The organism is Nitrosomonas sp., from assembly GCF_040240425.1.
Taxonomy (GTDB): Bacteria; Pseudomonadota; Gammaproteobacteria; order Burkholderiales; family Nitrosomonadaceae; genus Nitrosomonas.
Map to the genome: position 1 here is coordinate 1 of NZ_QPHG01000009.1, position 26294 is coordinate 26294.

Sequence of the window (26294 nt, forward strand, 5' to 3'; positions counted from 1 at the left end):
GTATCTGCATAATCTGGCTTTCCGTAAATCGCTGCTTCTTCATCAGTAAAATTCCTCTTCGTCTACGATAGAAAATTCTACTGCTTTACTCGGTTAATTTTGGGGAGGATTACCATTGGACCAAGGGGAATGGAAGATAATGTTATCTGGGTCTTGAGGAAATCGGCCGTTTTGAGGATCATGAGGGATTCGACGGTGTGATGCTGGGAAAGCCCGGATTGGATCATCACTTGGAATTTACTTACTGCCGCCATCATCCGGTTGTTCCAGCGCCGATGCCGGAAGATTTGCTGGTTTGAATCGCCTCGGATTTTCCGGAAATAGAATGACTCGAGAGGAGGGGAAGATGAAGAATCAATCAGTTATTTACTGGAAGTACGGGAACGAGCGGTTAGATTGGTATTAGAGCGGCAGAAAAAGTGTGAATTGCAATGGCTGACGATAAAGTCGATTGCATCGAAGATCGGCTGCGCAGCGGGAAAATTGCGGACGTGAGTAAGAAGAGCGGAGACAGATCGGGGAGTTCGAGGCGGTATGTCGACACCGGATTGGGAACTGCTCAAGGAACTGGAACGGGAAAATCCGGGGAGATTCGCCATTTACCGCTAAAAACTATCGCGATAAACCTCATTGGTGCAGTAGATTAGCCACTCAGTCTTGGTGGATTCTTTGTGTCGTGCTGCACTGTGGTATTTTGAGTGGATGGAGATAGTTGCAAAATAAAACCGCTGGACCGAATATGGTCAGCGGTTTTATCGTTGAAATACAGTGTTATCTTTACTTCATTTATTATGGAACAGGATTAAGCTGAGAAGCGGTCAAATTTGTTTTCCACGAATCTGGCAAGTTTTGAACCCATCCATTATAAATATTTGGAATTGCATAAACACCCTGACCGCCAGTACCTGCCAGCTTTGTGACGGTATCATCGGTCGGCACGCTCTTGTCAGCAACCAACGAGATCCGCCCGGCTATTTTTGAATTGGCGGGATTATCCAAATCCACATCGACAACAATCAACTGATTTGAGAACTTGCTTGTCACATAGGCATAGTAACCTCCGCCCAATTTCGCACCGAAATTGGCTCCATGACACCCTGGATCACAAGGCAGCATCGCAACAACTTTGTCCAATTTAGTATCAATGATTGTGATTGAGCCGCCGGTATTGGCAGTTACTACCACACGGCCGGTTGGATCGACCGGTGTTTGGATAGGAAGTACGCCAACTGTGGCCAAACCATCGCCATCACGATCTTTGACGGTATCAGGACCGGTCGGACTGATAGGATCATAATCAGCGATAAGATTGATAGTTTTCAGTAGCTTTCCATTTAAGTCGCTAACATTCATGGAATGGTCTAACAGATTAGTCGTGTAGACTTTATCCACGCTGACTCCAACAGCAAGCGGGTGAGGTGCTGCAGGAAAAATACCACCCGCAGGTGTTCTTGCAACGATACCACCGGTGGTTGTATCGTAGAGACCAATGTCAGAGGTATTCACATTAGGTGTCACAATCAACTTACCATCCGGTGTAACCCAGTGACCATGCGGTCCTGCTGCTGTTTGACCTGGAAGCTGGGTCATTATCATAGGTTGAGGAGACATTGTTCCTGCTGGAATGATTCGAACTCCATTTTCACCGTTGATAGCTACAGTAAGATCATCATTAGTAGGTAGAGTCACGACATGCGATGGAGTGTTTCCAATCTGAATGTTATTGATTAATTTTCCATCTTCGCGATTAATAAATGTCAGTTTATTATCAAACCATTGTGTTTGAAAGACAATGGTTTGATCGCTGTTACTCCACATATTGTGGGGATGATTCATATTAATTTCAGGCAAAGCGATTTTTCGCTTGATTTTCCAAGTCGAAGCATCCAATACCGTAATCGTGCCCGGTTTAGTTTTGCCGGCAGTTTTCTCAAACTGTGTATTGATCCATACTTCTCCGACACCCGGCGTAGTTGGATTAAAGAGACTTGCTAACTTTATGTCCTGCCCGTACCGGCTCTCCAGGACCGTTTTTAAGTTTGCTACAGCTCCTCCGGTGATACGAACATCGACACTCGGATATTCCAGATGCCAAGGGTTGGGCGAAGTTAAATCTTGCCAATTTTCTTGAGTAGTGGCGACAAAGAAAGTTCTGAGTAAACGCGTTGCTAGATCACTACTGGTCGGAAGGTTGTTGATACCTGTCACGATATCGATCGATTCTCCCAAGTCCAATCCATCTGTTGCAGGATCATCGACGATCACAGCACCGAACATGTAAGGATGTACCTTGCAGGTAAATACATATAAACCCGGCACATCCAGCTGCAAAATAGCCCCACCTTTATAAGCCTTGGTTTGACTGAATGGTATAACACGATGATCACCATGATCGGTATCATTGGCATCACTTGGCCAGAGTAACGATGTAATTGTATGCACAGCGTTAGTATCCGACATAATGAAGTGCACACTGCTACCTGGAGGAATAATCTCCAGTGATCGAGTCTTGGTAATGGGGCTCAGTATATCGCTGCGGACACTTCTGAAAAATTGACCCGGTTCATCGGAGACCTCAAAGGTAACAAGACCAGGTCCGCTGGCAGTCGGATTAAGAAAAATCTTGCCGCTAGGAGATGCGCCAGCAAGACTTTCACCCGATTCACCTTTAGCAGCTACATGAAATTTTCCAGCCATTCCAGCTTCCATATGCGAAACCAGATGACAGTGATATTGCCAATGCCCGGTTCCAACCCCTGCACCCGCTTTGATCGTGAACGAGTGGGTGTCTAAAGTATCTTTCAGTAATTTCACATCAATAATTGAATCGCTGTTATTGTTATCAGGCCAGCGATGCGCGTGCAAATGCCAAGTATGGCCCGGACCTACAGAAAGAATATGAAACCTGACAATGTCATCTTGCACTGCTCCAAGAGTAGGATTGGTCCATAATGGTCTTTGTACGCCATTGACAGTTTCCGATCCCCAGAACGTCGAGCCGACCATGAACATTACAAATTCTTTATCCACATCGCTGCGCTTTACAGCAACGCGATTGCCGATTTCATCGACTAAGTCTTGTACCGAACCATCAGCATGATCAACAATGAGTGCGCCGAATAATCCAAGTAGATGCGAAGATTCGTCACCGTAAGCAAAGGTGCCCACATCATTTGCGGTGTAAGTGTAGGATCTTGTTTCACCATAGGCAACTTCAATGCTGCCAACTGTTAATCCTACTTTGAATTGCGCGCCACCCGGCAGTTGTATATTGTTGGTCAGTGTTACGTTAAGGATGTCGCCTTTTTTTACAAATACGGTTGGGCCTGGAATCGTTGCTTCAGCCGGGTATAACGGGGTTGCGCCGTCACTGCTGGTATGCTTTTCCATTTTAAAAGCATACTGTCCATTGGGGAGAGTGTTTGCGGATAGATGAATGTCATGCGTAGCTGCAAATGTGTTACAGGCAAACCATAAGACAGAAAATAACACAAGCGTCATCATGGTTTTAAAATTTAATCCTGAAATATTTAATTTCATTATTTTATCCTTTGAATTGAGAAATGTGCTTTTTAGGGATTAACAGTGAAACTACCGATCATGTTTTGTGCTATACCCGCAAAAGATGCATCCATGTAGCTGGAATTAGCGCCAGCTGTAATAGCAAAAACATGTTTCTCAAGTGGACCAATTGCTTTTTCCTCAACAATGGTCCGAGTTGCTGGATCAGGCCAGCTATAACCTGGCAGTTTGAATTGATGGAAGTTAGTGCCCATTGCGATCAGATGAAAGCGGACATTTGTTCCAGCCTGAGCCGATAGCGCCGGATTAACCCAAATTGGCGTTTGTTGACCTGTGCGATTGTCAATTTCTGTTCCAACAAAGGCATCGTCTATGACGTATAAAATGTAATCTTTAGCAATACTTGAAAGTGGAACACTGGTAATACCCCCGTCTTGACCAATAGATACGGTTCGCGATGCTGAATTGACAATCAGAGCACCGTATAGACCTTTGTCTTCTGCGCCATTATGGGTGTGCATATTGTGATCATGGTATGCCCAGGTACCGGCTGTGCCGAACGCAGCATCCCAGCGGTATGTATATGACTGAACTAGTGTTGCACCTTCATCTTTAAACAAATTGATGTACTTAAGCGTGCCGTCACTGACGATATCGTAGTGCACACCATGCACATGGAGACTGACGTTTTCATGTAGATCGGGATGATCGACGTTCTCAGGGATAGGAACTTCGCTATAGAGTGTAATCTCGGCTACATCACCTTCATCCATGATAATAGTCGGGCCGGGAATGATAGGAGCCGTACTATAACGGGAGGTAATGTCAGTGGTCAGACCATTTTTATCTGTAATTTCGTGCCGTATCATCCCATAAGCAAGATATTCATAATCTGGATGAGGTTTTTTAGCGTACATCTCGATACGATGGACATTCTGCGCTGCAACATTGCCGATACAAAAGAAGCATGAGATCGCCAGCAGTAAGCCAAAAATAGTAGTCCGCTTTGTATAGCCATTCGATTGAATTTCTACGGGGGTACACAATGAGCTATCTACATTCGGTGGAAATTCTTTATGACACTTACCTTCCATTTTTATAATCCTCCATTATCATCGTTCCTGACTAACATCCATTTGCAGTCAATAAGCCAAATTTTCCCAGCGTTAAATTTGCTTTGTATTGAAGTACACGAAGAAAGTTATGAATTCATCTATCGATATGCTCAAGACACACAGCTGTTCTAGTTACCTTCAGAGCAAGCTTGCTGAAACAGGAATTTTGCTTATCCAGCCCTTTGACTGCTATCAAAGAGAAAGAACCTAAATTATTTCGTCTAACATTTTACAGAGTATTGCATAGTGAGAATTAAGTCATATGTCCCTAATTATATGGATTCTTATGGGTAAAATGTCCCGTCTGGGTGAGTGGCTAGTAAGCAGCTATTGCTACAACACATTGAGAATTCGCATGAATTAAAGGGATCAGAAAATTCCAGAGTGCATTATTTCTTCCTATCAAAATCCGAGGGAATCAAGGAAAACTTAGAGGCCGGTTGATGACTTTTTCCATGCTTGATTAGACTAGATGATTGAGCGGCACCACTTCATGGCGGTGCTGCTCAATGAGTTTGAAATGGCGTCACTCAAGTACTACTGGCAGTATTGCAACCGTGCATTCGAAGTCATGACAATTATCGTGTCGTGCTACCGCAAGCGGCTTGGAGGGTATGTTACAAAATCCTGATCAATGGCAAAGATATACTGCTAGTATTACGGCTTGAAGCCATACTGACAAGGATGTCTACATGAAAATCCACGAATACCAAGCCAAGGAAATTTTACGACAATACGGTGTCGCAACGCCGCAAGGCATCGCGTGTTTTAGCATCGACGAGGCGGTGAATGCCGCCAAGCAGTTAGGTGGCGATGTGTGGGCGGTGAAGGCGCAGATTTACGCCGGGGGGCGCGGTAAGGGCGGCGGTGTGAAGGTGGCGCGGTCGCTGGACGAGGTGCGGCAGCGTGCGGGTGAGATTTTGGGCATGCGGCTGGTGACGCATCAGACCGGGCCGGAAGGGCAGGTGGTGCACCGGCTATTTATCGAGCAGGGTGTGAAGATCGACAAAGAATTTTATGCCGGTATGGTGGTCGACCGGCGGCAGCAGCGCGTGTGTTTGATGGCGAGTTCCGAAGGCGGCATGGAAATCGAAAAAGTAGCGGCGAAAACCCCGGAGAAAATTCATAAAGTGTTTATCGATCCGGTTGCGGGGTTGAGTCAGCAACAAGCCGAGGACATCGCGCAGAAAATCGGCATTCCGGCGCACAGCCTGCCGCAGGCTGTGTCGTTACTGCAAGGGCTGTACCGGGCGTTTGACGAGACCGATGCATCGTTGTTGGAGATCAATCCGCTGACGTTGACTGCGGAAAAACAAATGATCGCACTCGACGCCAAAATGAATTTTGACGACAACGCGTTATTTCGTCACCCCGAAGTCGTCGCGTTGCGCGATCTGGACGAAGAAGATCCGGTCGAGATCGAAGCATCGAAACACGAATTATCGTACATTCCGCTCGACGGCAATATCGGTTGCCTGGTGAACGGTGCGGGGTTGGCGATGGCGACGATGGATATCATTAAACTGTACGGTGGCAACCCGGCGAATTTTCTCGATGTGGGCGGCGGTGCGACGGCGGAAAAGGTCACCGAAGCGTTCAAGCTGATGCTGCGCAATCCCAAATTGCAAGCGATTCTGGTGAATATCTTCGGCGGCATCATGAAATGCGATGTGATTGCGCAAGGTGTGGTCGCTGCGGCGCGCGAGGTGCAATTGAACGTGCCGCTGGTGGTGCGTTTGGAAGGAACCAACGTCGATCTCGGCAAGCAGATTCTCGCTGATTCCGGTTTGCCGATCATCTCGGCGACCGATATGGCCGATGCCGCGCAGAAAGCGGTCAACGCGGCGAAGTCGAAGCCGTCTTCGTGCGGTTGTCAGAGTTAATCATTTCAGGAGCAAAATATGTCTATTCTGATCAATCGCAATAGCCGTGTCATGACGCAAGGCATTACCGGAAAAACCGGACAATTTCACACCCGCATGTGCCGCGACTATGCCAATGGCAAGGAATGCTTCGTTGCGGGGGTGAACCCACGCAAGCCGGGTGAGGATTTCGAAGGCATTCCCATTTATGCCACCGTCAAGGAAGCCAAACAACAAACCGGTGCCAACGTTTCCGTTATTTATGTGCCGCCGCCGTTTGCCGCCGCAGCGATCGACGAAGCGGTGGAAGCTGAGCTGGATCTGGTGATTTGCATCACCGAAGGCATTCCGGTGCGCGATATGATCCGTACGCGCGACAAAATGAAGGGCAAGAAAACCCGCTTGATCGGCCCGAACTGCCCCGGCATCATCACGCCGGATGAGCTCAAGATCGGTATCATGCCCGGTTATATCCACAAAAAGGGCCGTATCGGCGTGGTGTCGCGTTCCGGCACGTTGACCTACGAGGCGGTGGCACAATTGATGGCGCTCGGACTCGGGCAATCCACTTGCATCGGCATCGGCGGCGATCCGGTGAACGGTCTGAAGCATCTCGATGTATTGCAATTATTCAATGACGACGACGAAACCGATGCCGTGCTAATGGTCGGAGAAATCGGCGGCAGCGACGAGGAGGATTGCGCGCGCTGGGTCAAAGATAATATGCGCAAACCGGTGGCCGGATTCATCGCCGGTGTCACGGCGCCACCGGGTAAACGCATGGGACATGCCGGTGCGATCATTTCCGGCGGCAAGGGTACGGCGCAGGAAAAGCTCGATGTGATGGAGTCCTGCGGTATCAAAGTCACGCGCAATCCGGCTGAAATGGGTAAATTGTTGAAATCGGTTTTGTAGTTTATTGAGTAATGAGCAAAGGTACATTCATGCATTTTCGTTTATCGTTTTTCGTCATTTTTTTCACTGTCATCGTTTCCGCGTGCAGCACAATGCCTGATAAGCAGCATCCGTTGTCCGATAAGCAACTTCCATTGCCCGGTAAGAAGCCGGAGCGCCCGGCAGGTCCGCTGCCGGAAAGCGCCAAGCCCAAATACAACCTGACCGGCTATCCGGAAAATACGCAGCAAGGCTATATTGACGGCTGCGAGACCGCGAAAAGAACCAGTTGGGCTTTTAAAGACCTGAGCCGCTATGAAAAAGACGGACAATACCGGATGGGTTGGGACGATGGTTTTGCCTTGTGCACCGGGAAGAAATAATTCCGCACGGTCATTAAGCCGGATGCCGCGTTTTTATCTTTGCCTCAGCCTGCTGATCCTGCAGAGCACGTTGCCTGGCGTTGCTTTTTCGCAAGGATTGCCAGCGGCGGTGAAGCAAAAGTTGCAGCAACTGGCTATTCCAGAGACGGCGACCGGTGTTTACGTTCAGGAAATCGGCAAGAATCAGCCGATGGTGGCGGTCAATGCTGATGCGGCGATGAACCCGGCATCGGTGATGAAATTGCTGACAACGTACGCCGGGTTGGAATTGCTGGGGCCTGCGTATACTTGGCCGACCATGCTGTATGCCAATGGCAAGATCATCGACGGCGTACTGCATGGCGATTTGATCATCAAAGGGTATGGCGATCCCAAGCTGGATCTGGAGAATTTCTGGTTGTTGATTCATCGCCTACGACAAACCGGGTTGCACGAAATCAAGGGCAATCTGATACTTGATCACTCGCATTACGATATTCCGCCCGACGATCCGGGCGAGTTCGACGGTCAGCCCTATCGCACCTATAACGTGCTGCCGGAAGCGCTGCTGGTGAATTACCGCACATCGACCATTCATCTGTTTCCGGAACCGGAAAAAAATGCCGTGCGTGTGGTGGTCGATCCCTTACCGGAATCTTTGCGCGTGCAGAATAATTTAAAGCTGACTCAGGGCAAATGCGGCGATTGGCAGAATTTGCTGACGATCGACGTGACTGCGGACAAGGAAGACAAAAATAATTTTACCGTGGCTTTGAACGGGAGTTTTTCCCGGCAGTGCGGCAAACAGTCGTATATGTTGAGCTTGCAAGACAGCGCCGTGTATACCCGTGATTTGTTTAAGCGCCTATGGGGGCAGCAGGGCGGTGTGTTTCATGGCGATGTCATGTCTGGGCAGACGCCGCAGAGTTTATCGCCCTTGAAGATTTATCAATCCCCGCCGCTGGCGGATATCATCCGCGGTATCAATAAATTCAGTAACAATATCGCTGCGCGCCAATTGTATTTAACGCTGGGAATCGGCGATGTGGTGATCAATAATTCACCGGCCACGCTGGCCAAATCCGAGGTGGCGATCCGCCGATGGTTGGCGAGCAAACAACTCAACTTTCCGGAATTGGTCGTGGAAAACGGCTCCGGGTTATCGCGCAAGGAACAGATTAGCGCGCGGCACATGGGGCAATTGTTGCTGGCCGCGTTTAACAGTCCGGTGATGCCGGAGTTCATTTCGTCACTGCCGATCGCGGCGGTTGACGGCACGCTGAAGAACCGCTTTACCGATACGCCGGTGAAAGGGCTGGCGCATATGAAAACCGGCGCGCTCAACAATGTGCGCGCCTTGGCCGGTTATCTGCTGGATAAATCGGGACGGCGCGTCATCGTGGTCTTTTTTGTCAATCACGAACAGGCTGGACAGTCCCGCGCTGCCATGGATACGCTGGTGCAGTGGGTATATAACCGGCAATAAGCTTTTCCCTACGGTAAATAGGCCTATTGCTTCAGATGCTTTTTCGGCGTAGAGTTTCGACTCAAAGTAGATGATCTATCTTGTAATCAGGTGTTTCCCATCAACCCTTCAGGGAGTGCACAAAATGATGAATGAATATAAATCTCTTTCGGTACAGTACTTAACAGGCACTGTGCAGATCTCTAAGCCCGCTGCACCCAATCTTGTAGCATTCGACTCACCCGCACTTGAAGTCATGACCGATTTACGCCAGATACAAGCGGCCGTAATTACCCCAAGCACGACGATGGAAGTTGCCAATACTTATATGATGCAACGTGGAGTGCGGACGTTGTTAGTCATGAACGACGATAATTCACTGGCTGGCATTATCACAGCCACCGACATTCTGAGTGAGAAACCGATGCGTTTTATTCAGGAAAGAGGTGTCAAACACAGTGAAATTCTGGTGATGGATATGATGACGCCGCTGGATAAGCTGGAAGCCATTCCACTGGAAGAAGTGTCACACGCCCGGGTTGGCAACATTGTCGCCAGTTTGCGCGAAAGCGGCCGGTTGCATGCCCTGGTGATCGACGAAAACACCCTCGGATTACCCCGGATTTGCGGTATTTTTTCCTGGACGCAAATCGAGAAGCAGCTCGGTACTGTTATTCCACCCAACAATGTCGCGAAGAGTTTTGCCGAAATTGAATCGACATTGATTGCCAGTTAGATTCGGAATTCATTCAAGCAAACGAAGAGGCCACGTGATTTGATTCCGTTTACGGCTACTGGAATGGAGCCATGAACGGAATCCCATTTTCTGTTTAGACTTTACTATCCAAGCCATTCTCGGCAATTTCCGCCGCACGAACAATGGCTTTGGCTTTATTCTGTGTCTCAATCCATTCGTTTTGCGGCACCGAATCGGCAACGATTCCCGCGCCTGCCTGAACATGCAGTGTGCCGTCTTTGATAACAGCGGTGCGGATGGCGATGGCTAAGTCCATATCGCCGTTGAAACCGAGATAGCCGACCGCGCCTGCGTAAACACCGCGTTTGGAGACTTCCAGCTCGTCGATGATTTCCATCGCGCGTACTTTCGGCGCGCCGCTGACGGTTCCGGCCGGGAAGGTCGCGCGCAGCACGTCGATGGCGCTAAGCTCAGGTTTTAATTTACCTTCCACGTTGGACACGATGTGCATCACGTGCGAATAGTTTTCGATTTGCATTTTTTCCGTCACTTTAACCGTTCCGGTTTGCGCGACGCGGCCGATGTCGTTGCGGCCTAAATCCATCAGCATGACGTGTTCGGCGATTTCTTTCGGGTCGGCTAACAGATCGGCTGCTAATTCGGTATCTTCCTGTGGATTTTTGCCGCGTGGACGTGTGCCTGCAATCGGGCGGACGGTTACGTTACCGCTTTCAAGGCGCACCAGAATCTCGGGTGAAGCGCCGACGACATGGAAATCGTCGAAGTGATAAAAGAACATGTACGGTGATGGATTGAGGCTGCGCAAAGCGCGGTACAGCGCCAGCGGCGATGCGCCAAAAGGCTTGCTGGTGCGTTGCGACAGCACGACTTGCATGATGTCGCCATCGTAAATATAACGCTTTGCCCGTTCCACCGCGGCTTTGAAATCCGCTTCGGGAAATTCGGGAACGGCCGCAGCGGAAGCAACCGCTTGTTCGGTCGGAATCGTAATCGGCTGACGCAGTTTGGCCAGCAGTGTTCTTAAACGGTTTTGCCCGTCCGCATAAGCGTTTTTATTTTCCGGGTTCACATAGACGATCAAGTACAGCTTGCCGGAAAGGTTGTCTACCACTGCGAGTTCTTCCGATAGCAGCAACAGTATGTCTGGCGTATTCAGAACATCCGGTTTAGCGTGGCCTTGCAATTTGTGCTCGATGTAACGCACGGTATCGTACGAAAAGTAACCAGCCAAGCCGCCGCAGAAGCGCGATTTTCCAGCCGGGCAGGGTGCCGCCTTGAACTGTGCCAGATAGGATTCAACAAAAACCAAGGGATTACTGACAGTAACTGTTTCCGACGAGTCCGGACTGATCGTGGTAACCGAATTTTCACGTGCTTCAATACGCGTTGTCGCCGGTAAGCCGATGATCGAAAACCGGCCGAAACGCTCACCGCCTTGCACCGATTCCAGCAAATAAGAATAAGGCCGGTTCGCCAGCTTCAGATAGATGGAGAGCGGTGTATCGAGGTCGGCAAAAGTTTCCAGCACAACCGGAATGCGGTTGTATCCTTGCTGTGCGAGCTGATCGAATTCGGCTTCGGTCATGTGCGTACAGTCAGGGCAGTTTTGTAATCAATTTTGATGCATCCACCAGCGACTCAACGATGGCATCGCAATCCAATTCATACACGTTACGCCCTTCGTTATACCCGTAGGTCACGCAAAACACGTGGCAACCCGCCGCGCGGGCGGCTATGGCATCATTGAGCGAATCGCCGATCAGCAGTGCTTCGTGCGGTTGGGCGTTGAAGTGCTTGCAGATATGTGTCAGCGGCAGCGGATCCGGTTTTTTCTTCGGTAGGCTGTCGCCGGACAGAATGATCTCGAATTTGTCGAACAATCCGGTGGCGCGCAGCAGCGGGAGTGTGAATGCTTCCGCTTTATTGGTGATGCAGGCCAGCCTAAAACCCGCTTGCTGTAGTGCTTCCACGCCTTCAACCACGCCGGGATAGGGGCGCGTGTTCCGGCTCAGATTGTTGGCATAATGCTGTTCATAAATTGGCAGCGCTTTGGCAAACAAGGCGGCATCCGGTTCGCCGTCGAGCTGGCCGGTCAAGGTGCGTTTGACCAGCTTTTGTATGCCTTTACCGATATATGAGCGGATCGTTGCCGTCGATTGCTCCGGCATATTCAGATCTTTCAACATCAGGTTCGCGGATAATGCGAGATCATCGGCGGTGTCGAGCAGCGTGCCATCGAGATCGATCATGATGACTTGGACCGCTAGCGGAAGCTCGATTTTCCTTGCCGGGGCGTTTTCGTTGCTAGTGAGACTTGGGTTCATTTGAATGCAGGAAACAGATGTTTCAGTGAGTTAAACTTTTGCCAATTCAGCGCGGAATGCAGCCAGGATGGAATCGTAACGATGCGGATCGGCGTCTTTGCCAGCTTGATAAATAGCGGATCCGGCGACAAAAGTATCGGCACCAGCGCGAGCGATTTCGGCAATGTTGTCAACTTTCACGCCACCGTCGATTTCCAGCAGGATGTCTCTGCCGCTGGCGTCGATGAGTTTTCTAACGGCGCGTAGTTTGTTCAGCGCTTCGGGAATGAATTTTTGTCCGCCAAAACCGGGGTTGACCGACATGATCAGAACCAGATCCAGTTTGTCGAGCACATGATCCAGATAATGCAGCGGTGTGGCCGGGTTAAATACCAATCCCGCTTTGCAACCTTGTTCCTTGATCAAGCCAATGGTGCGGTCGATATGGTTGGAAGCTTCCGGGTGAAACGAAATGATGTTGGCGCCGGCTTTGGCGAAGTCGGGAATAATTCTATCCACGGGTTCGACCATCAAATGCACATCGATCATGGCATCGGTAACCGGGCGAATGGCTTCACAAACTAATGGACCGATCGTCAGATTCGGAACATAGTGATTATCCATCACGTCAAAATGAACGATATCCGCACCCGAATCAATCACATCGGTGATTTCTTGACCAAGTTTGGCAAAATTGGCGGAAAGGATACTGGGGGCAATGCGATACATGGAAAAAACCTCTCAATTAGCAAATCCGGTATTTTAACCGCAAATGACAAGCTGCGCGTAACAGAGTGAAAATTATTGCGTAAATTATTCCCATCGATACGCCTTAAACTTTTTCTTGGTAAACTACTGCCAAAAGCAAAAACAACCTGGACTGTGAGATGACCGAAGAGAAGAAGTACGAAATCGATGTTACTGTACGCACGCTATACTTGCCCGATCAATCGGATGAAGAAGCGGACCGGCATGTGTTCGCTTATACCATCACCATCGCCAATAACGGTACGGTGGCTTCCCAGTTGATCAGTCGGCATTGGATTATCGACAATGGCGACGGTACTACCCAAGAAGTGCGCGGACTCGGTGTCGTGGGCGAACAACCCTTGCTGAAGCCAGGTGATAGCTTTGAGTACACCAGCGGAACGGTCATTTCGACTTCGGTCGGATCGATGAAAGGAAGCTACCAGATGGCGGCGGAAGACGGCTATCACTTTGACGTTGCGATACCGGAATTCATTCTGAGCGCGCCGAGAATATTGCATTAGCGCGGCCGGACTTTTCGTTCAATTTCATGTTTGATATTTTCATGCTACCGGTATTTTGATGACCGGAAAACTGTATTTAATCCCAACCCCGATCAGTCAGGAAAATATGGCTTGGGCTTTGCCTGCGGCAGTGCAGCAATGTATCGAGGAATTATCCTATTTCATCGTCGAGCACCCGAAAACTGCGCGGCAGTTTCTGAAACAACTGAACTGCAAATTGCCCTTGCAGGACTTGCATATGCAAACTTTAAACGAACATACGCCCGCAAAAGATGTGCGGGCGTTGCTCGATCCATTGCTGACCGGACATGATGTTGGTTTATTGTCGGAAGCGGGATGTCCGGCGGTGGCCGATCCGGGAGCTGAATTGGTTCGCCTGGCGCACAAAAACAATATTGTCGTGACGCCGTTGGTCGGCCCTTCAGCCATTTTGTTGGCGCTGATGGCTTCAGGTTTGAACGGACAGCGATTCGCCTTTCATGGCTATTTGCCGGTGGAAAGTGTAGCACGGGCAAACAGGATTGTTGAGCTGGAAAAATTATCGATCAGTTTGCAGCAGACGCAGATTTTTATCGAAGCGCCGTACCGCAACCAGAAATTGCTGGAACAGCTGGTTAGCGTGTGCCGTGACAGTACGGATTTATGCGTGGCAAGTCATCTCACCTTTTCCAGTGAGTTGGTTATGACCAAACCGGTCAAGGAATGGCGGCGTTCGCTGCCGGACATCAACAAGATACCGGCCATTTTTTTACTGCACGGATAAAATTTACTGACAGGATAACGTTGAATCGCGGTTCGCGGGAATTACTGACCGGGTTGTTTTTTCTGAATGAATTCGATTTTGTATCCGTCGGGGTCTTCGATGAATGCAATCACCGTTGTGCCGTGCTTCATCGGACCCGCTTCGCGGGTTACTTTGCCACCCATCTTCTTGGTATTTTCGCAGGCTTGGTAAGCATCGTCCACTTCGACGGCAATGTGACCGAAGCCATCACCCAGGTTGTACGATGGTGTGTCCCAGTTGTGCGTCAGCTCCAGAACAGTGCCGCTGGCTTCGTCCTGATAACCGACGAAAGCAAGGGTGAATTTACCGTCGGGATAATCTTTGCGCCGAAGCAGTTTCATACCCAAAACCTGGGTATAAAACTCAAGCGATTTATCTAGATTGCCAACCCGGAGCATGGTATGCAAAATTCGCATTTATAATTTTACCATCTCAAAATCTTCTTTGCGTGCACCGCATTCTGGACAGGTCCAGTTGATCGGTACATCTTCCCAACGTGTGCCTGGTGCAATGCCTTCATCTGGAGATCCCAAGGCTTCATCATAGATATAGCCGCAAATTAAGCACATGTAACGATTGAATTCACGATTCTCTTCGGTAGGCATGATAGATAGCAGTTTCCTTTTAGGTTAAAATGATATTTTACGGTATTAATGTATGTTACAGCCACCCCCAATCGTACTTTCTTTTGCAGCCAATGACCCCACCGGCGGAGCAGGTTTGCAGGCTGATCTGCTAACCATTGCTAGTATGGGGTGCCACCCGTTATCGGTGATGACCGCTATTACGGTGCAAGATACCACCGGCGTGGATGATGTCATGGCGCTGGATCCCGAATGGATTGCCGACCAGGCCCGGGCGGTATTGGAAGATATGCCCGTGCATGCATTTAAAATCGGTTTATTGGGCAGTGTTGAGATTATCGCAGCGATCGCCGAAGTGATTTCCGATTATCCGCATATTCCGCTGGTTATGGATCCGGTACTGACCTCCGGGCGCGGGGATGAGCTGGCGAACGATGAAATGATCGATGCGATGCGGGAATTATTGTTGCCGCAAGTCACCATATTGACGCCCAATAGCCTGGAAGCCAGGCATCTCGCGCAGCAGGATAATGATAGCAGCGAAAAGAAACTGGATTTAAGTCTTTGCGCGCAGCGATTACTGCATATGGGGTGCGAATATGTGCTGATAACCGGCACGCACGAGAATACCGCCCAGGTGACGAACACGCTCTTTGCCGCGGATGGCATCGTGCGTGCGGATCATTGGGAAAGGCTGGAACATACCTATCACGGTTCGGGTTGCACGCTGGCTTCGGCGATAGCGGCTTCATTGGCCAATGGATTATCCATTAGCGAAAGCGTGCTGGAAGCACAGGACTATACTTGGCATACACTGCAAGCAGGATTCCGTCCCGGTATGGGGCAATATATCCCCAACCGGCTTTTTTGGGTTAGAGATGTCGAAGACGACCATGACCACGATCATGATGAAAAGAGCTAGTCGTTGAGAAACCCTAGAATTAGCGGGCTGTACGCGATAACGCCGGATCTGAGCAATACAGACGATTTGCTGAATAAAACGCAGCAGGCGTTGGAGGGTGGCGCGCGGCTTGTGCAATACCGCAATAAATCAGCGGATAAGATGTTGCTGAAGGCACAAGCTAAGTCATTGCTGCAACTGTGCAAGTCGTACGAAATTCCCTTGATTATCAACGATCATGTTGATTTGGCGATGGCAATCGATGCGGATGGCGTGCACGTGGGGCTGGGCGATATACCGGTTAGTGCTGCACGCGAACGGTTTGGGCCAGGAAAAATTGTCGGTGCATCGTGTTATAACAATCTGCACCTGGCGCTTCAGGCAGAAGAATCGGGTTCGGATTATGTGGCTTTCGGCGCATTTTTTCCTTCGGAGACTAAAACAGATACAGTACCGGTTTCAACCAATCTGGTTGATTATGCCAAACAGAAAGTAACGGTTCCCATTGTAGGGATCGGCGGTATCCGGTTAATCAATGCAGCGGCGGTTATCGACAGCGGATGCGACGCGATAGCCGTTTGCAATGATTTGTTCGGTACAGGAAATATCACGGCAAGAGCGCTGCAATACACGCAGTTATTTGCAGAAAAATAAAAACATAATGTAATTTAAACAGCAGTATATCGATTAATTTTTTTAAGAGCGGCTAAATGACATCACGCAATCATCAGTTATTTGAACAATCCCAGCAATATATTCCAGGCGGCGTTAATTCTCCGGTGCGCGCTTTTAAATCGGTCGGCGGCGAACCGGTCTTTTTTCAACGCGGCGAGGGCGCTTATTTTTGGGATGCGGATGGTAAGCAATATATCGACTATGTCGGATCGTGGGGGCCGCTGATTCTCGGCCATGCTCATCCGGATGTGGTCAAGACCGTTCAGGCGGTAGTACAAAACGGTCTGACTTTCGGTGCACCGACCGAAGCGGAGCTGGATATTGCGAAATTGATTTGCCAGCTGCTTCCATCCATAGAGCAAGTCCGGCTGGTCAGCTCCGGCACGGAAGCTGGGATGAGTGTCATCCGCTTGGCGCGTGGTTTTACGGGCAGAAGCAAAATCATTAAATTCGAGGGTTGTTATCACGGTCATGATGATTCCTTGCTGGTTAAAGCGGGTTCGGGCGCATTGACTTTCGGCAATCCGAGCTCAGCCGGTGTTCCGGCGGAAACAGCAGGGCATACCATCGTACTGGATTTCAACGATATCGCCGGAGTGGAAGAAGCTTTCAACAAATGGAGCAAGGAAATTGCGGCGGTGATTGTGGAACCGGTGGCCGGTAATATGAATCTGATCGCTCCCAAAGGGGATTTTCTCGCCAAACTGCGGGCATTGTGCACGCAAAACGGCAGTGTGCTGATATTTGATGAAGTGATGACGGGATTTCGTGTTGGCTTAGGCTGTGCGCAAGGCTTGTACCAGATTAAACCTGATTTGACGGCTTTAGGCAAAGTCATCGGCGGTGGTATGCCGATGGCCGCATTCGGCGGACGCCGCGATATTATGCAGTATCTTGCGCCGCTTGGCCCGGTTTATCAAGCAGGCACGCTATCCGGTAATCCGGTGGCAGTTGCGGCTGGATTGGCTACACTGAAGCTGATTCAAGCCCCCGGTTTTTATGACCGGTTAGCGGACAGAACACGGCAATTGGTCGATGGCCTAAGCGCCGCAGCAAAGAATCACGGCATCGATTTTTGCGCGCAATCGATTGGGGGTATGTTCGGACTGTATTTCAGCAAGGATATTCCCACCAGTTTCGCCGAAGTGATGCAATGCGACAAAGTGGCGTTTAACCGGTTCTTCCATGCCATGCTTGAGGAAGGGGTCTATTTTGCTCCGTCGGCCTTTGAAGCTGGTTTTGTGTCGTCCATGCATGGCGACGCCGAGTTGAACAAAACGTTGTCCGCGGCGGAAAAGATTTTCAAGAGCTGGTGAGAATAAGACATTCACCGAGTTACAGTAACAGCAGAAATAAAAAAGGCGGCATGGCCGCCTTTTTTATTGGTTTCAAACCGGATGCGATTAACGCATGGTAGAAATATAAGCCGACACGGCGCGTTTTTCAGTTGCACTCATGCGGTGAACAACTTTTTGCATGACTTTGTTATCGTTCCCGCGATCGCCGGTATTAAACTGATTTAACTGTGTCAGCGTGTATTCCGCATGCTGACCGGCAACGCCAGGATAGCGCGGCACAATACCAGCTCCGGACGGGCCGTGACAGCTCGCACAGGCAGGGATGCCATTTTCGATGTTACCGCCGTGGTAAAGAATTTTTCCTGTATCCAGCAGTTTTTCGTCAGCGGCTATTTGGCTTGGCACAGTTTTTTGCTGCGCATAGTATTCTCCCAGTTTTTTCATGTCTTCCTGAGAGAGTGCGGCAACCATCGAAGACATTACCGGGCTGTTACGCTTAGCCGGCTCGGTTTCGCTGGCTTTAAAATCCATTAACTGCTTGGTGATATACTCCGCTTGCTGTCCGGCCAGAATAGGATTCATCGGGATGACGCTGTTACCATCCGCATTGTGACAGCCGGCGCAAACGCCGGAAGCGATTTCTTGCGCGCTGGCTGGAGCAGCAGGAGCGGCGCTGGAGTCAGCAGCTGTTTCTTCAGCTGCCAAAGGCGCAGCCATTGCAAGTGCTGCGAGCATTACCATATGTTTAATCATTTTCATATTTCGTGTTCCGTTTAAGAGCATTCAAAAGTTGGTAGATGTGTTGAAAATTAACGCTGTATTTTAACAAGGCGTAAGAGCATTAACAACAAAATTCAAATGGTCTTCATTATTTAATATTTTATTTTTCAATGAAAATAATCTTTGTGCTGTTATTGATTGCTAACATCGCCTATCTGGTTGGCACGCAGCTTTATTTTGACAGACAAAAGGGGGATGCGCCGGTATCGATCAATCCTGAAAAAATCGTGTTGGTTCCGGCGCAGGAAGATTGTTTGCTGTGGGGTGATTTTTATGAAGAGCAGGTACACTACGCCGAAACCGTGCTGACCGATTTATTCCCCGATCTGCTATACGATGCCGAGGAATCCAGTCAAACCACTATGTACTGGCTGTATATTCCACGTTATCCGAATAAAGAAGCAGCCAATCGTGAGATCAACAAGTTGAGGAACCTGGGCATCGTCAGTTTCCGTGTCAAAGACGACAATCAATGGCAGAATGCGGTATCGCTCGGCATGTTTTACGATCAGCAGGATGCGCTCAAGCAGTTACGGGAGATCGAAAAAAAAGGCATTATCAATGCTAAGATAGAAGAACGTAGCGTTATGCTTAAGAAAATTGTCATTCATAATCCGGCGCACATGGTGAAAGAGCAAATGCAAAAACTGGTCGAGCAATTTGACGATACCCGTTTGGCTCAAGGCAAATGTGAACGTTTATAATAGACAGCACTGCTGTAAAGCGGAATAATCAACGCTATCCTTCCATCACGAATAATAACTAAACAATAATGACGGTATCCATCAAAACACCGCAAGAAATAGAAACAATGCGTATTGCCGGCCGGTTGGCATCGGAAGTCCTGGATTACATCACGCCGTATGTTGTAGCGGGCGTTACTACAGAGGAACTGGATACGCTATGCCATCGTTACATGGTGGACGTGCAAAAAACCATTCCCGCGCCGCTGAATTATGCCCCATCCGGGCACACGCCTTACCCCAAATCGATTTGCACTTCGGTCAATCATCAGATTTGTCATGGCGTTCCCGGACCGAAGAAATTAAAGAACGGCGACATTGTGAATCTGGATATCACCGTGATTTATGAAGGTTATCACGGCGATACCAGTCGGATGTTTTATGTCGGCGAGCCGTCGATTCAAGCCAAGCGCTTGTGCGAAGTAACCTACGAAGCCATGTGGCGCGGTATTGATGAAGTGAAACCGGGCGCTCATCTGGGCGATATCGGCTTTGCCATTCAAAAGCTGGCTGAGGGTGTTGGCTATAGCATTGTGCGAGAATTTTGCGGACACGGCATCGGCGCCAAATTCCACGAAAATCCTCAGGTGCTGCATTACGGGCGGCGTGGCACCGGCATGGAGCTCAAACCCGGTATGATTTTTACCATCGAACCGATGATTAACGCCGGTAAAGCAGCGATCCGCCATTTACCGGATGGCTGGACCATCACCACTAAGGACGGCAGTCTGTCGGCGCAGTGGGAACATACCGTTCTGGTGACCGGCGACGGTTACGAGGTGCTGACCGTATCGGCAGGTTCTCCCCCCAAACCGGTTTATCGCTTCGGCAGCTAACCAGTTAAATTCTCTCTTTATCCTGGAATTTCTTACTATGACACGAAGTCATCATCGTACCGCTGCGCAAATCCGCCCGGTCAAAATCACCCGCCGCTACATCAAGCACGCCGATGGTTCCGTGTTGATCGAATGCGGCGATACCAAGGTCATCTGCACCGCCAGCATCAGCGAGCAGATTCCGCCGTTCCTGAAAGGTCAGGGGCAGGGCTGGCTGACCGCGGAATATGGAATGCTGCCAGGTTCGACGCATAGCCGCATGCAGCGCGAGGCGGCTAAAGGCAAACAAACCGGGCGCACCATGGAAATCCAGCGTCTCATCGGACGCGCCTTGCGCGCCGCAGTGGATCTGAAAAAACTGGGCGAGCGCACCATCCAAATCGATTGTGACGTTATTCAGGCCGATGGCGGTACTCGCACCGCCAGCATCACCGGTGCTTTTGTCGCGTTGCACGACGCGATCCAGAAATTACTCGATCAGAAACTCATCGAAGCCACGCCGATCATCGACCACGTTGCGGCGATTTCGGTCGGTATTTTTGAAGGCACTCCGGTTCTGGATTTGGATTACGTGGAAGATTCCGCCTGCGATACCGACATGAACGTCGTCATGACCGGCAGATTGCATCTCATCGAAGTGCAGGGAACCGCCGAAGGCAATGCCTTTAGCCGCGCCGAATTGAACACCATGCTCGACATGGCGCAACAGGGCATCGAAGAACTGATCGCCATCCAGCGCAATGTGCTAATGCAACCATGAGCACGCTGAAAAAACTGGTCATTGCCAGCAATAACTCTGGCAAATTGCGCGAAATCGGCGAATTGCTCGCGCCGCTGGCGATCAATGTTGTGCCGCAATCCGAATTCAACATCAGCGAAGCCGACGAACCGCACATTACATTTGTCGAGAATGCCCTCGCTAAAGCCCGCCACGCCAGCCGCTGCTCGGGTTTGCCTGCTCTTGCGGACGATTCCGGCATCTGCGTCAGCGCGCTCGGCGGCGCACCCGGTGTGAATTCCGCGCGTTACGCTGGAGAACCCAAATCGGATGAGCGCAACAACCAGAAATTGGTTGCAGCGCTGCAAAACCAAGCCGACCGCCACGCCTATTATTACTGTGTGATCGTGCTGGTTCGTCATGCCGACGACCCGCAACCGATCATCGTTGACGGCTCGTGGCACGGCGAAATCATCGATCAGCCGCGCGGCAGCGGCGGCTTCGGCTACGATCCGTATTTTTATCTGCCGGAATTCGGCAAAACCTCCGCCGAACTAACTGCCGAACAGAAAAATCAAATCAGCCACCGTGGCCAGGCATTAGCGAAGTTGGTGGAAATTCTACAAGCTGGGAAGTTTTAAACCGGTACTGCCGAATGCATTGACGTGAGATCGAGCATAAAAAATGCTCGATCTCATAAATCCATCATTCAAACACCCATAATGTCACCATCATCACTCAAATCGATGCGATACGCAGCCGGATCATGCGGTAATCCCGGCATCGTGACGATGTCGCCGGTCATCACCAGCAAGTAGCCCGCTCCTGCGGCAATGCGCACCGATTCCACCGGCAGAGGGAATGCCTCGGGGTGGCCGACTTTGGCGGGATCGCTGCTGAGCGACAGATGGGTTTTGGCGATGCACACGGGTAACCGGTCGTAACCTAACGCGCGGATTCGTTCCAGATCTTTCTTCGCTGCCCGGCTGAATTCGACTTCGCTGGCGCCATAAATGGTGCGGGCAACGGCGGAGATCTTGTCTTCGGGCGAATCGTTTAGATCGTACAGATAACGCACGGGCGGCTGCGGCCGGGTGGTTGCAGCGATCACTGCATCCGCTAGTGCTTCGGCTCCCGCGCCTCCGTCGGCGAAGCCGGTGAACAGGGCGGTGCGCAATCCAAGCCCGGCGCAGTATTGTTCGATGGCGCTCAGTTCAGCATCGGTATCGCCTACGAAGCGATTGATGGCAATGACTGGTTCAAAGCCGAAAGTCCGCACGCTTTCCACGTGATGTTCTAAATGCGCCAAGCCGCGCTCGATTTCTGCGATATCGCCGGGGCGGGAAGGATCGCCGCCGCCATGCACGCGCAGCGCCCGCGCGGTGACGACCAGCACCACCGCGCTCGGCCATAACCCGGAACTGCGGCATTTCAGATCGAAAAATTTCTCCGCGCCCAGGTCGAAACCGAAGCCCGCTTCCGTCACTACCCAATCAGCGCAGGCCGCAGCAGTCTTGGTGGCGATTACACTGTTGCAGCCGTGCGCGATATTGCCGAAAGGCCCGCCGTGGACAAAAGCCGGTACGCCTTCGGTGGTTTGCACTAGATTCGGCAACACGGCATCGTGCAGCAAAGCCGCCATCGCGCCTGTCGCCTGGAGACTTTGCGCCGTGACCGGATTGCCGGAGCGGTCGAACCCAACCAAGATGCGCCCCAAACGCGCTTTAAGATCGGCGAGATCTTCGGCCAGACACAGAATGGCCATGACTTCGGACGCTGCGGTAATGTCGAAACCGGTTTCCCGCGGCACGCCGTTGAGTCGCCCGCCCAATCCGATCACCGCTTGTCGCAGCGAACGGTCGTTCATATCCAACACGCGACGCCAGAAAACCTGGCGATGCTCCAGATCCAACCCGCTGCGGAAATGAACGGCGTTGTCGAGCAAAGCGGCGAGCAGATTGTGCGCCGCGCCGACGGCGTGCATGTCACCGGTAAAATGCATATTGATGCGCGCCGATGGCTCAAGCTGACAACGCCCGCCGCCAGTTCCGCCGCCTTTAATGCCGAAAATAGGCCCCAAAGAAGGTTCGCGCAACGCCAACGCAACACGCTGCCCGATGCATGCCAAGCCTTGCGCCAGCCCAATCGAAACCGTCGTTTTTCCTTCACCCATGCGCGTCGGATTAATCGCCGAAACCAAAACGATTTTACCTTTGGGTTGCGTGCCTTTTTCCGGCAAAACACTCAACCGCAGTTTCGCCATATGCTCACCGAACAGCATGAGGTTATTTGGTTGCAAACCAAGCTGTGCGGCGATGTTTAGTATGGGGCGCATGTTAGAAATCCGGAATCAATGGATCGACAACAAGATTAATCGCTGGTGCGATGAGTGAAAATTTTATGTGATGGAAAATTTTAAAAAGTATTTAAACTTGAACTTGAACTTCAACAAACGAGCTTGAACAATGCGGCACCGGGATTTTCTGGCCTTCTTCTTTAAGGCCTTCAATATGAAATTCGATGGCTTCCTGAATAAGTTGCAATACTTCTTCTACTGATTCGCCGACAGCGATGCAACCCGGGAGATCGGGAACGTAGGCACCAAAGCTCGTCGGACCTTCTTCGATAACAACCATATAACGCATACACACCTCTACTTTTTCAGTCCTGCTTGTTTTAACACATTGATAAGTGTGCCAGACGGAACATCGACGCTGGGTTTTCCGGCAACTGTGACTGTACCGGACTTGACGGGATGATGAAACTGGCGATGACTACCTTTTTGCCGCACTTTCTGCCAACCATCCGATTCAAGTAACGCGATGAGATCTTTAATTTTCATGCCGCGAGTTTAGCATGGCATGTTATTGATTGTGGCGTAAGCTTGTCGAGCTATGGATGTAATCAACTTATCCAGAATTTCCTTTAAAGGTGGGGTAATAAAAAACGCTCAACTAGCCACCCACCAATAATCCAACCGCCAAAGCGAGCGGTTATCAGAATGACATGCGGGTAACCTTGACCTTCAGCGATATTTTGAATTTTCAATTCTTTAAATTTCGATTCGGCAGCATCCTTAACCGTGATGTCCTGACCTTCAATACGTTTTTCGAGTGCTTGGATGGCAGCGAATAGGATTTCGGATTGATTTTCATTAAGAGTATCGCTTTGCAGAAAATAGACTTCGATCATGAACGCCAGCAGCAGAAGGGCGAGTGCAAAAAAAGTTTTTTCAGCGACACCAAACGAAGAATGAAACAGTGCTGTAAATGCACTTATTCCAATTATTATGTCAACAATGAAGATGTATCGACGGAGATAAGTCATTGAAGATCCCATTAATGTAATGTATACGACTAGAATATCTCATAATGTGCAATGATTTACTTGTTGAAAACAACCATGGAGTTAGGTTGCGAATCAGGAATATTATCGATGATTCTTACTAGTAGCGTGAGGATACAAATAATCTTTCCCCGATTCATTTTTGGAATGTAACACACAAGCTACTCAAGCTGCTCTCGATGATAGCTCAAATGCTCTCCAACAAAGGTACTGATGAAGTAATAACTGTGATCGTACCCTTGATGATAGCGCAGCGTCAGCGGTTGACCGGCATCACCACAGGCTTGTTCCAGTGCTTCGGGGAAGAGTTGCGTGGTTAGGAATTGATCGTTGAGTCCTTGATCGACGAGCAGATCCGGTGCGCCGTGTCCGGCTTGGAGCAGCGCAGTGGTGTCGTAGGGTTGCCAGTCTTGCGGGTTTTCGCCGAGGTAGTGGCTGAATGCTTTTTGTCCCCACGGGCAGCGCATCGGTGCGCAGATCGGCGCAAATGCGGAGACCGAACGGAACAATTCGGGGTAGCGCAGCGCCAGAGTCAGCGCGCCGTGTCCACCCATCGAGTGGCCAAAGATGCCGATGCGGTTTTTGTCTGCTGGGAATTGTTCGGTGATGATGTTGCGTAGTTCCTGCGTGATGTAGCTTTCCATGCGGTAATGCTTCGACCACGGCGCTTGCGTTGCGTCGAGATAAAACCCGGCACCGGCGCCGAAGTCCCACGCGTCGGTTTCTCCGGGAATGCCGGTTTGGCGCGGGCTGGTGTCCATGGTGACCAGCATCAAACCGAGCTCGGCGGCGTAGCGCTGTGCTCCGGCTTTGATCATGAACGTTTCTTCGGTGCAAGTCAGTCCGGCGAGGAAAAACAGCACCGGCACGGCGTGGTCTTTGGCTTGCGGCGGCTGATAAACCGAGAAGCGCATCGGCAGGCCGATTACCGTGGATGGATGCTGATAATAGCCTTGAATGCCGCCAAAACAGTGATGCAGGCTGCGGGTTTCGAGTGCCGTCACGATCAGTAAATCACCACGGAGCGAATCGATTCACCGGCTTTCATCAGGCGGAAGCCTTCGTTGATGTTGTCCAGCGTCAACGTGTGCGTGATCAGCGAGTCGATGTCGATTTTGCCTTCCATGTACCAGTCGACGATTTTCGGCACATCGGTGCGGCCGCGTGCGCCGCCGAATGCAGAGCCTTCCCATTTGCGCCCCGTAACCAATTGGAACGGCCGGGTGCTGATTTCTGCGCCAGCCTCAGCCACGCCGATGATGATGCTGCGTCCCCAGCCTTTGTGCGTGCATTCCAGCGCATGGCGCATCACTTTGGTGCTGCCGATGCACTCAAAACTGTAATCCGCGCCGCCGTCGGTCAGTTGCACCACGGCGTCGACGATGTTCGGTACATCGTTCGGGTTGATGAAATGCGTCATGCCGAATTTGCGCGCCATCGCTTCGCGTTCGGGGTTGATGTCGATGCCGATGATTTTGTCCGCGCCGACCATGCGCGCGCCTTGAATGACGTTCAAACCGATGCCGCCCAAACCGAACACGGCGACATTCGCGCCAGCTTCGACTTTGGCGGTATAGATCACCGCGCCGATGCCGGTGGTGACACCGCAACCGATGTAACACACTTTATCGAACGGTGCATCTTCGCGGATTTTCGCCAGTGCGATCTCGGGAACGACGGTGTAATTGGAGAAAGTCGATGTGCCCATGTAATGAAACAGCGGCTTGCCGTCAATGGAAAAACGCGAAGTGCTGTCGGGCATCAGGCCCTTGCCTTGGGTGCTGCGGATGGCCTGGCATAAATTGGTCTTTTTCGACAGGCAGAATTTACATTCGCGGCATTCCGGCGTGTACAGCGGAATCACATGATCGCCCTTGCGCAGCGATTTGACGTTAGGACCGACATCGACGACCACGCCTGCGCCTTCATGACCGAGAATGGCCGGGAACAAACCTTCCGGATCGGCGCCGGACAAGGTGTAATAATCGGTGTGGCAAATACCGGTAGCTTTGATTTCGACCAGCACTTCGCCGGATTTTGGGCCGGTCAGGTCGATTTCTTCAATCGTCAATGGTTGACCGGCTTTCCAGGCGACAGCGGCTTTTGTTTTCATGGGAA

General features: G+C 50.6%; 31 protein-coding genes. 17 read left to right on the forward strand and 14 right to left on the reverse strand.

Going from position 1 to position 26294, the window contains the following annotated elements; all coding sequences use genetic code 11:
* Positions 1-146 precede the first annotated feature (146 nt).
* A complete protein-coding gene (locus tag DU481_RS15560; protein WP_502889914.1) occupies positions 147-299 on the forward strand; it encodes a hypothetical protein in 153 nt (50 codons plus the stop codon).
* Between the two features lie 132 nt (positions 300-431).
* Complete coding sequence (locus DU481_RS04785) at positions 432-647, forward strand: hypothetical protein (protein ID WP_350133052.1); 216 nt, start codon at positions 432-434, stop codon at positions 645-647.
* A gap of 142 nt (positions 648-789) precedes the next feature.
* On the opposite strand, the gene DU481_RS04790 is transcribed toward DU481_RS04785, so the two are convergent.
* Together DU481_RS04790 and DU481_RS04795 are read right to left on the reverse strand one after the other, a co-directional pair.
* Entirely contained in the window at positions 790-3540 is a 2751-nt protein-coding gene (locus tag DU481_RS04790) for a multicopper oxidase domain-containing protein (protein ID WP_350133054.1), read from the reverse strand.
* Between the two features lie 32 nt (positions 3541-3572).
* Positions 3573-4616, reverse strand: coding sequence for a multicopper oxidase domain-containing protein (locus tag DU481_RS04795; protein ID WP_350133056.1), 1044 nt, complete (start codon positions 4614-4616; stop codon positions 3573-3575).
* Between the two features lie 493 nt (positions 4617-5109).
* Between DU481_RS04795 and DU481_RS04800 the strand changes: the two genes are divergently transcribed.
* The 6 genes from DU481_RS04800 (at position 5110) to DU481_RS04825 (ending at position 9956) form a co-directional block, all read left to right on the forward strand.
* Positions 5110-5268 (forward strand): hypothetical protein, encoded by a 159-nt coding sequence (locus DU481_RS04800; protein ID WP_350133058.1) that lies wholly within the window; start codon positions 5110-5112, stop codon positions 5266-5268.
* Positions 5269-5329: 61 nt separating this feature from the next.
* Positions 5330-6520, forward strand: coding sequence for an ADP-forming succinate--CoA ligase subunit beta (sucC, locus tag DU481_RS04805; protein ID WP_350133060.1), 1191 nt, complete (start codon positions 5330-5332; stop codon positions 6518-6520).
* Positions 6521-6538: 18 nt separating this feature from the next.
* Positions 6539-7414 (forward strand): succinate--CoA ligase subunit alpha, encoded by an 876-nt coding sequence (gene sucD / locus DU481_RS04810; RefSeq protein ID WP_350133062.1) that lies wholly within the window; start codon positions 6539-6541, stop codon positions 7412-7414.
* A gap of 29 nt (positions 7415-7443) precedes the next feature.
* Complete coding sequence (locus tag DU481_RS04815; protein WP_350133064.1) at positions 7444-7776, forward strand: hypothetical protein; 333 nt, start codon at positions 7444-7446, stop codon at positions 7774-7776.
* Positions 7709-9241 carry a D-alanyl-D-alanine carboxypeptidase/D-alanyl-D-alanine endopeptidase gene (gene dacB, locus DU481_RS04820; RefSeq protein WP_350133066.1) on the forward strand — a complete coding sequence of 511 codons (1533 nt, stop codon included), beginning with the start codon at positions 7709-7711 and terminating at the stop codon, positions 9239-9241. The genes DU481_RS04815 and dacB overlap by 68 nt, the downstream gene beginning before the upstream one ends.
* 124 nt (positions 9242-9365) lie before the next feature.
* The gene (locus tag DU481_RS04825) at positions 9366-9956 is read left to right on the forward strand and encodes a CBS domain-containing protein (protein WP_350133068.1); all 591 of its coding nucleotides are present in this window, start codon (positions 9366-9368) and stop codon (positions 9954-9956) included.
* A gap of 94 nt (positions 9957-10050) precedes the next feature.
* Here DU481_RS04825 and trpE read toward each other — a convergent pair whose 3' ends face one another.
* The 3 genes from trpE to rpe are packed head-to-tail and all read right to left on the reverse strand — an operon-like array spanning position 10051 to position 12970.
* A complete protein-coding gene (trpE, locus tag DU481_RS04830) occupies positions 10051-11523 on the reverse strand; it encodes an anthranilate synthase component I (protein ID WP_350133070.1) in 1473 nt (490 codons plus the stop codon).
* 10 nt (positions 11524-11533) lie between these two features.
* Positions 11534-12262, reverse strand: a complete 729-nt coding sequence (locus DU481_RS04835; protein ID WP_350133072.1) for a phosphoglycolate phosphatase — start codon at positions 12260-12262, stop codon at positions 11534-11536.
* A gap of 30 nt (positions 12263-12292) precedes the next feature.
* On the reverse strand, positions 12293-12970 hold the full coding sequence (gene rpe / locus DU481_RS04840) for a ribulose-phosphate 3-epimerase (protein WP_350133074.1): 678 nt from the start codon (positions 12968-12970) through the stop codon (positions 12293-12295).
* A gap of 158 nt (positions 12971-13128) precedes the next feature.
* On the opposite strand from rpe, the gene apaG reads away from it, so the two are divergent.
* Together apaG and DU481_RS04850 are read left to right on the forward strand one after the other, a co-directional pair.
* Positions 13129-13512, forward strand: coding sequence for a Co2+/Mg2+ efflux facilitator ApaG/CorD (gene apaG / locus DU481_RS04845; protein ID WP_090320560.1), 384 nt, complete (start codon positions 13129-13131; stop codon positions 13510-13512).
* Positions 13513-13570: 58 nt separating this feature from the next.
* Positions 13571-14275, forward strand: a complete 705-nt coding sequence (locus tag DU481_RS04850) for an SAM-dependent methyltransferase (RefSeq protein ID WP_350133076.1) — start codon at positions 13571-13573, stop codon at positions 14273-14275.
* Positions 14276-14316: 41 nt separating this feature from the next.
* On the opposite strand, the gene gloA is transcribed toward DU481_RS04850, so the two are convergent.
* Positions 14317-14712, reverse strand: coding sequence for a lactoylglutathione lyase (gloA, locus tag DU481_RS04855; RefSeq protein ID WP_107802462.1), 396 nt, complete (start codon positions 14710-14712; stop codon positions 14317-14319).
* Entirely contained in the window at positions 14713-14901 is a 189-nt protein-coding gene (locus DU481_RS04860; RefSeq protein ID WP_350133078.1) for a rubredoxin, read from the reverse strand.
* Positions 14902-14953: 52 nt separating this feature from the next.
* On the opposite strand from DU481_RS04860, the gene thiD reads away from it, so the two are divergent.
* The 3 genes from thiD to hemL are packed head-to-tail and all read left to right on the forward strand — an operon-like array spanning position 14954 to position 17772.
* Positions 14954-15802, forward strand: coding sequence for a bifunctional hydroxymethylpyrimidine kinase/phosphomethylpyrimidine kinase (thiD, locus tag DU481_RS04865; RefSeq protein WP_350133080.1), 849 nt, complete (start codon positions 14954-14956; stop codon positions 15800-15802).
* A gap of 3 nt (positions 15803-15805) precedes the next feature.
* Positions 15806-16435 carry a thiamine phosphate synthase gene (thiE, locus tag DU481_RS04870; protein ID WP_350133082.1) on the forward strand — a complete coding sequence of 210 codons (630 nt, stop codon included), beginning with the start codon at positions 15806-15808 and terminating at the stop codon, positions 16433-16435.
* A 56-nt stretch (positions 16436-16491) separates the two neighbouring features.
* Complete coding sequence (gene hemL, locus DU481_RS04875) at positions 16492-17772, forward strand: glutamate-1-semialdehyde 2,1-aminomutase (RefSeq protein ID WP_350133084.1); 1281 nt, start codon at positions 16492-16494, stop codon at positions 17770-17772.
* An 87-nt stretch (positions 17773-17859) separates the two neighbouring features.
* Here the strand turns inward: hemL and DU481_RS04880 are convergent, their stop codons facing one another.
* Positions 17860-18513, reverse strand: a complete 654-nt coding sequence (locus DU481_RS04880; protein ID WP_350133086.1) for a c-type cytochrome — start codon at positions 18511-18513, stop codon at positions 17860-17862.
* 131 nt (positions 18514-18644) lie between these two features.
* On the opposite strand from DU481_RS04880, the gene DU481_RS04885 reads away from it, so the two are divergent.
* The 4 genes from DU481_RS04885 (at position 18645) to rdgB (ending at position 21472) form a co-directional block, all read left to right on the forward strand.
* Positions 18645-19238 (forward strand): SPOR domain-containing protein, encoded by a 594-nt coding sequence (locus DU481_RS04885; RefSeq protein ID WP_350133088.1) that lies wholly within the window; start codon positions 18645-18647, stop codon positions 19236-19238.
* Positions 19239-19306: 68 nt separating this feature from the next.
* Positions 19307-20113 carry a type I methionyl aminopeptidase gene (gene map, locus DU481_RS04890; RefSeq protein ID WP_090320534.1) on the forward strand — a complete coding sequence of 269 codons (807 nt, stop codon included), beginning with the start codon at positions 19307-19309 and terminating at the stop codon, positions 20111-20113.
* A gap of 37 nt (positions 20114-20150) precedes the next feature.
* Positions 20151-20873, forward strand: a complete 723-nt coding sequence (rph, locus tag DU481_RS04895) for a ribonuclease PH (RefSeq protein ID WP_292666411.1) — start codon at positions 20151-20153, stop codon at positions 20871-20873.
* Entirely contained in the window at positions 20870-21472 is a 603-nt protein-coding gene (rdgB, locus tag DU481_RS04900) for an RdgB/HAM1 family non-canonical purine NTP pyrophosphatase (protein WP_350133090.1), read from the forward strand. Before rph ends, rdgB begins: the two co-directional genes overlap by 4 nt.
* Before the next feature lie 68 nt (positions 21473-21540).
* Here rdgB and DU481_RS04905 read toward each other — a convergent pair whose 3' ends face one another.
* The 6 genes from DU481_RS04905 to DU481_RS04930 form a co-directional block, all read right to left on the reverse strand.
* A complete protein-coding gene (locus tag DU481_RS04905) occupies positions 21541-23166 on the reverse strand; it encodes a formate--tetrahydrofolate ligase (protein ID WP_350133092.1) in 1626 nt (541 codons plus the stop codon).
* A 91-nt stretch (positions 23167-23257) separates the two neighbouring features.
* On the reverse strand, positions 23258-23476 hold the full coding sequence (locus tag DU481_RS04910; RefSeq protein ID WP_350133094.1) for a type II toxin-antitoxin system HicB family antitoxin: 219 nt from the start codon (positions 23474-23476) through the stop codon (positions 23258-23260).
* A gap of 8 nt (positions 23477-23484) precedes the next feature.
* On the reverse strand, positions 23485-23673 hold the full coding sequence (locus DU481_RS04915; RefSeq protein WP_350133096.1) for a type II toxin-antitoxin system HicA family toxin: 189 nt from the start codon (positions 23671-23673) through the stop codon (positions 23485-23487).
* Between the two features lie 83 nt (positions 23674-23756).
* Positions 23757-24158, reverse strand: coding sequence for a hypothetical protein (locus DU481_RS04920; RefSeq protein WP_350133098.1), 402 nt, complete (start codon positions 24156-24158; stop codon positions 23757-23759).
* A 179-nt stretch (positions 24159-24337) separates the two neighbouring features.
* Entirely contained in the window at positions 24338-25180 is an 843-nt protein-coding gene (fghA, locus tag DU481_RS04925; protein WP_350133100.1) for an S-formylglutathione hydrolase, read from the reverse strand.
* Between the two features lie 2 nt (positions 25181-25182).
* Positions 25183-26289 (reverse strand): S-(hydroxymethyl)glutathione dehydrogenase/class III alcohol dehydrogenase, encoded by a 1107-nt coding sequence (locus DU481_RS04930; protein ID WP_350133102.1) that lies wholly within the window; start codon positions 26287-26289, stop codon positions 25183-25185.
* Between the last annotated feature and the right edge of the window lie 5 nt (positions 26290-26294).

Excerpts from the sequence above, each read along its gene's own strand:
- DU481_RS04815 (WP_350133064.1), top strand. The coding sequence starts at position 7,444 with ATGCATTTTCGTTTATCGTTTTTCGTCATTTTTTTCACTGTCATCGTT.
- dacB (WP_350133066.1), top strand. The coding sequence starts at position 7,709 with ATGAAAAAGACGGACAATACCGGATGGGTTGGGACGATGGTTTTGCCT.
- DU481_RS04905 (WP_350133092.1), bottom strand. The coding sequence starts at position 23,166 with ATGCGCCCCATACTAAACATCGCCGCACAGCTTGGTTTGCAACCAAAT.
- DU481_RS04790 (WP_350133054.1), bottom strand. The coding sequence starts at position 3,540 with ATGAAATTAAATATTTCAGGATTAAATTTTAAAACCATGATGACGCTT.
- trpE (WP_350133070.1), bottom strand. The coding sequence starts at position 11,523 with ATGACCGAAGCCGAATTCGATCAGCTCGCACAGCAAGGATACAACCGC.
- DU481_RS04825 (WP_350133068.1), top strand. The coding sequence starts at position 9,366 with ATGATGAATGAATATAAATCTCTTTCGGTACAGTACTTAACAGGCACT.
- DU481_RS04930 (WP_350133102.1), bottom strand. The coding sequence starts at position 26,289 with ATGAAAACAAAAGCCGCTGTCGCCTGGAAAGCCGGTCAACCATTGACG.
- map (WP_090320534.1), top strand. The coding sequence starts at position 19,307 with ATGACGGTATCCATCAAAACACCGCAAGAAATAGAAACAATGCGTATT.
- DU481_RS04915 (WP_350133096.1), bottom strand. The coding sequence starts at position 23,673 with ATGAAAATTAAAGATCTCATCGCGTTACTTGAATCGGATGGTTGGCAG.
- rph (WP_292666411.1), top strand. The coding sequence starts at position 20,151 with ATGACACGAAGTCATCATCGTACCGCTGCGCAAATCCGCCCGGTCAAA.
- rdgB (WP_350133090.1), top strand. The coding sequence starts at position 20,870 with ATGAGCACGCTGAAAAAACTGGTCATTGCCAGCAATAACTCTGGCAAA.
- DU481_RS04880 (WP_350133086.1), bottom strand. The coding sequence starts at position 18,513 with ATGAAAATGATTAAACATATGGTAATGCTCGCAGCACTTGCAATGGCT.
- DU481_RS04860 (WP_350133078.1), bottom strand. The coding sequence starts at position 14,901 with ATGCCTACCGAAGAGAATCGTGAATTCAATCGTTACATGTGCTTAATT.
- DU481_RS04785 (WP_350133052.1), top strand. The coding sequence starts at position 432 with ATGGCTGACGATAAAGTCGATTGCATCGAAGATCGGCTGCGCAGCGGG.
- apaG (WP_090320560.1), top strand. The coding sequence starts at position 13,129 with ATGACCGAAGAGAAGAAGTACGAAATCGATGTTACTGTACGCACGCTA.
- DU481_RS04920 (WP_350133098.1), bottom strand. The coding sequence starts at position 24,158 with ATGACTTATCTCCGTCGATACATCTTCATTGTTGACATAATAATTGGA.
- sucD (WP_350133062.1), top strand. The coding sequence starts at position 6,539 with ATGTCTATTCTGATCAATCGCAATAGCCGTGTCATGACGCAAGGCATT.
- sucC (WP_350133060.1), top strand. The coding sequence starts at position 5,330 with ATGAAAATCCACGAATACCAAGCCAAGGAAATTTTACGACAATACGGT.
- DU481_RS04800 (WP_350133058.1), top strand. The coding sequence starts at position 5,110 with ATGATTGAGCGGCACCACTTCATGGCGGTGCTGCTCAATGAGTTTGAA.
- gloA (WP_107802462.1), bottom strand. The coding sequence starts at position 14,712 with ATGCGAATTTTGCATACCATGCTCCGGGTTGGCAATCTAGATAAATCG.
- DU481_RS04885 (WP_350133088.1), top strand. The coding sequence starts at position 18,645 with ATGAAAATAATCTTTGTGCTGTTATTGATTGCTAACATCGCCTATCTG.
- DU481_RS04835 (WP_350133072.1), bottom strand. The coding sequence starts at position 12,262 with ATGAACCCAAGTCTCACTAGCAACGAAAACGCCCCGGCAAGGAAAATC.
- DU481_RS04850 (WP_350133076.1), top strand. The coding sequence starts at position 13,571 with ATGACCGGAAAACTGTATTTAATCCCAACCCCGATCAGTCAGGAAAAT.
- rpe (WP_350133074.1), bottom strand. The coding sequence starts at position 12,970 with ATGTATCGCATTGCCCCCAGTATCCTTTCCGCCAATTTTGCCAAACTT.
- hemL (WP_350133084.1), top strand. The coding sequence starts at position 16,492 with ATGACATCACGCAATCATCAGTTATTTGAACAATCCCAGCAATATATT.
- DU481_RS04910 (WP_350133094.1), bottom strand. The coding sequence starts at position 23,476 with ATGCGTTATATGGTTGTTATCGAAGAAGGTCCGACGAGCTTTGGTGCC.
- DU481_RS04795 (WP_350133056.1), bottom strand. The coding sequence starts at position 4,616 with ATGGAAGGTAAGTGTCATAAAGAATTTCCACCGAATGTAGATAGCTCA.
- thiD (WP_350133080.1), top strand. The coding sequence starts at position 14,954 with ATGTTACAGCCACCCCCAATCGTACTTTCTTTTGCAGCCAATGACCCC.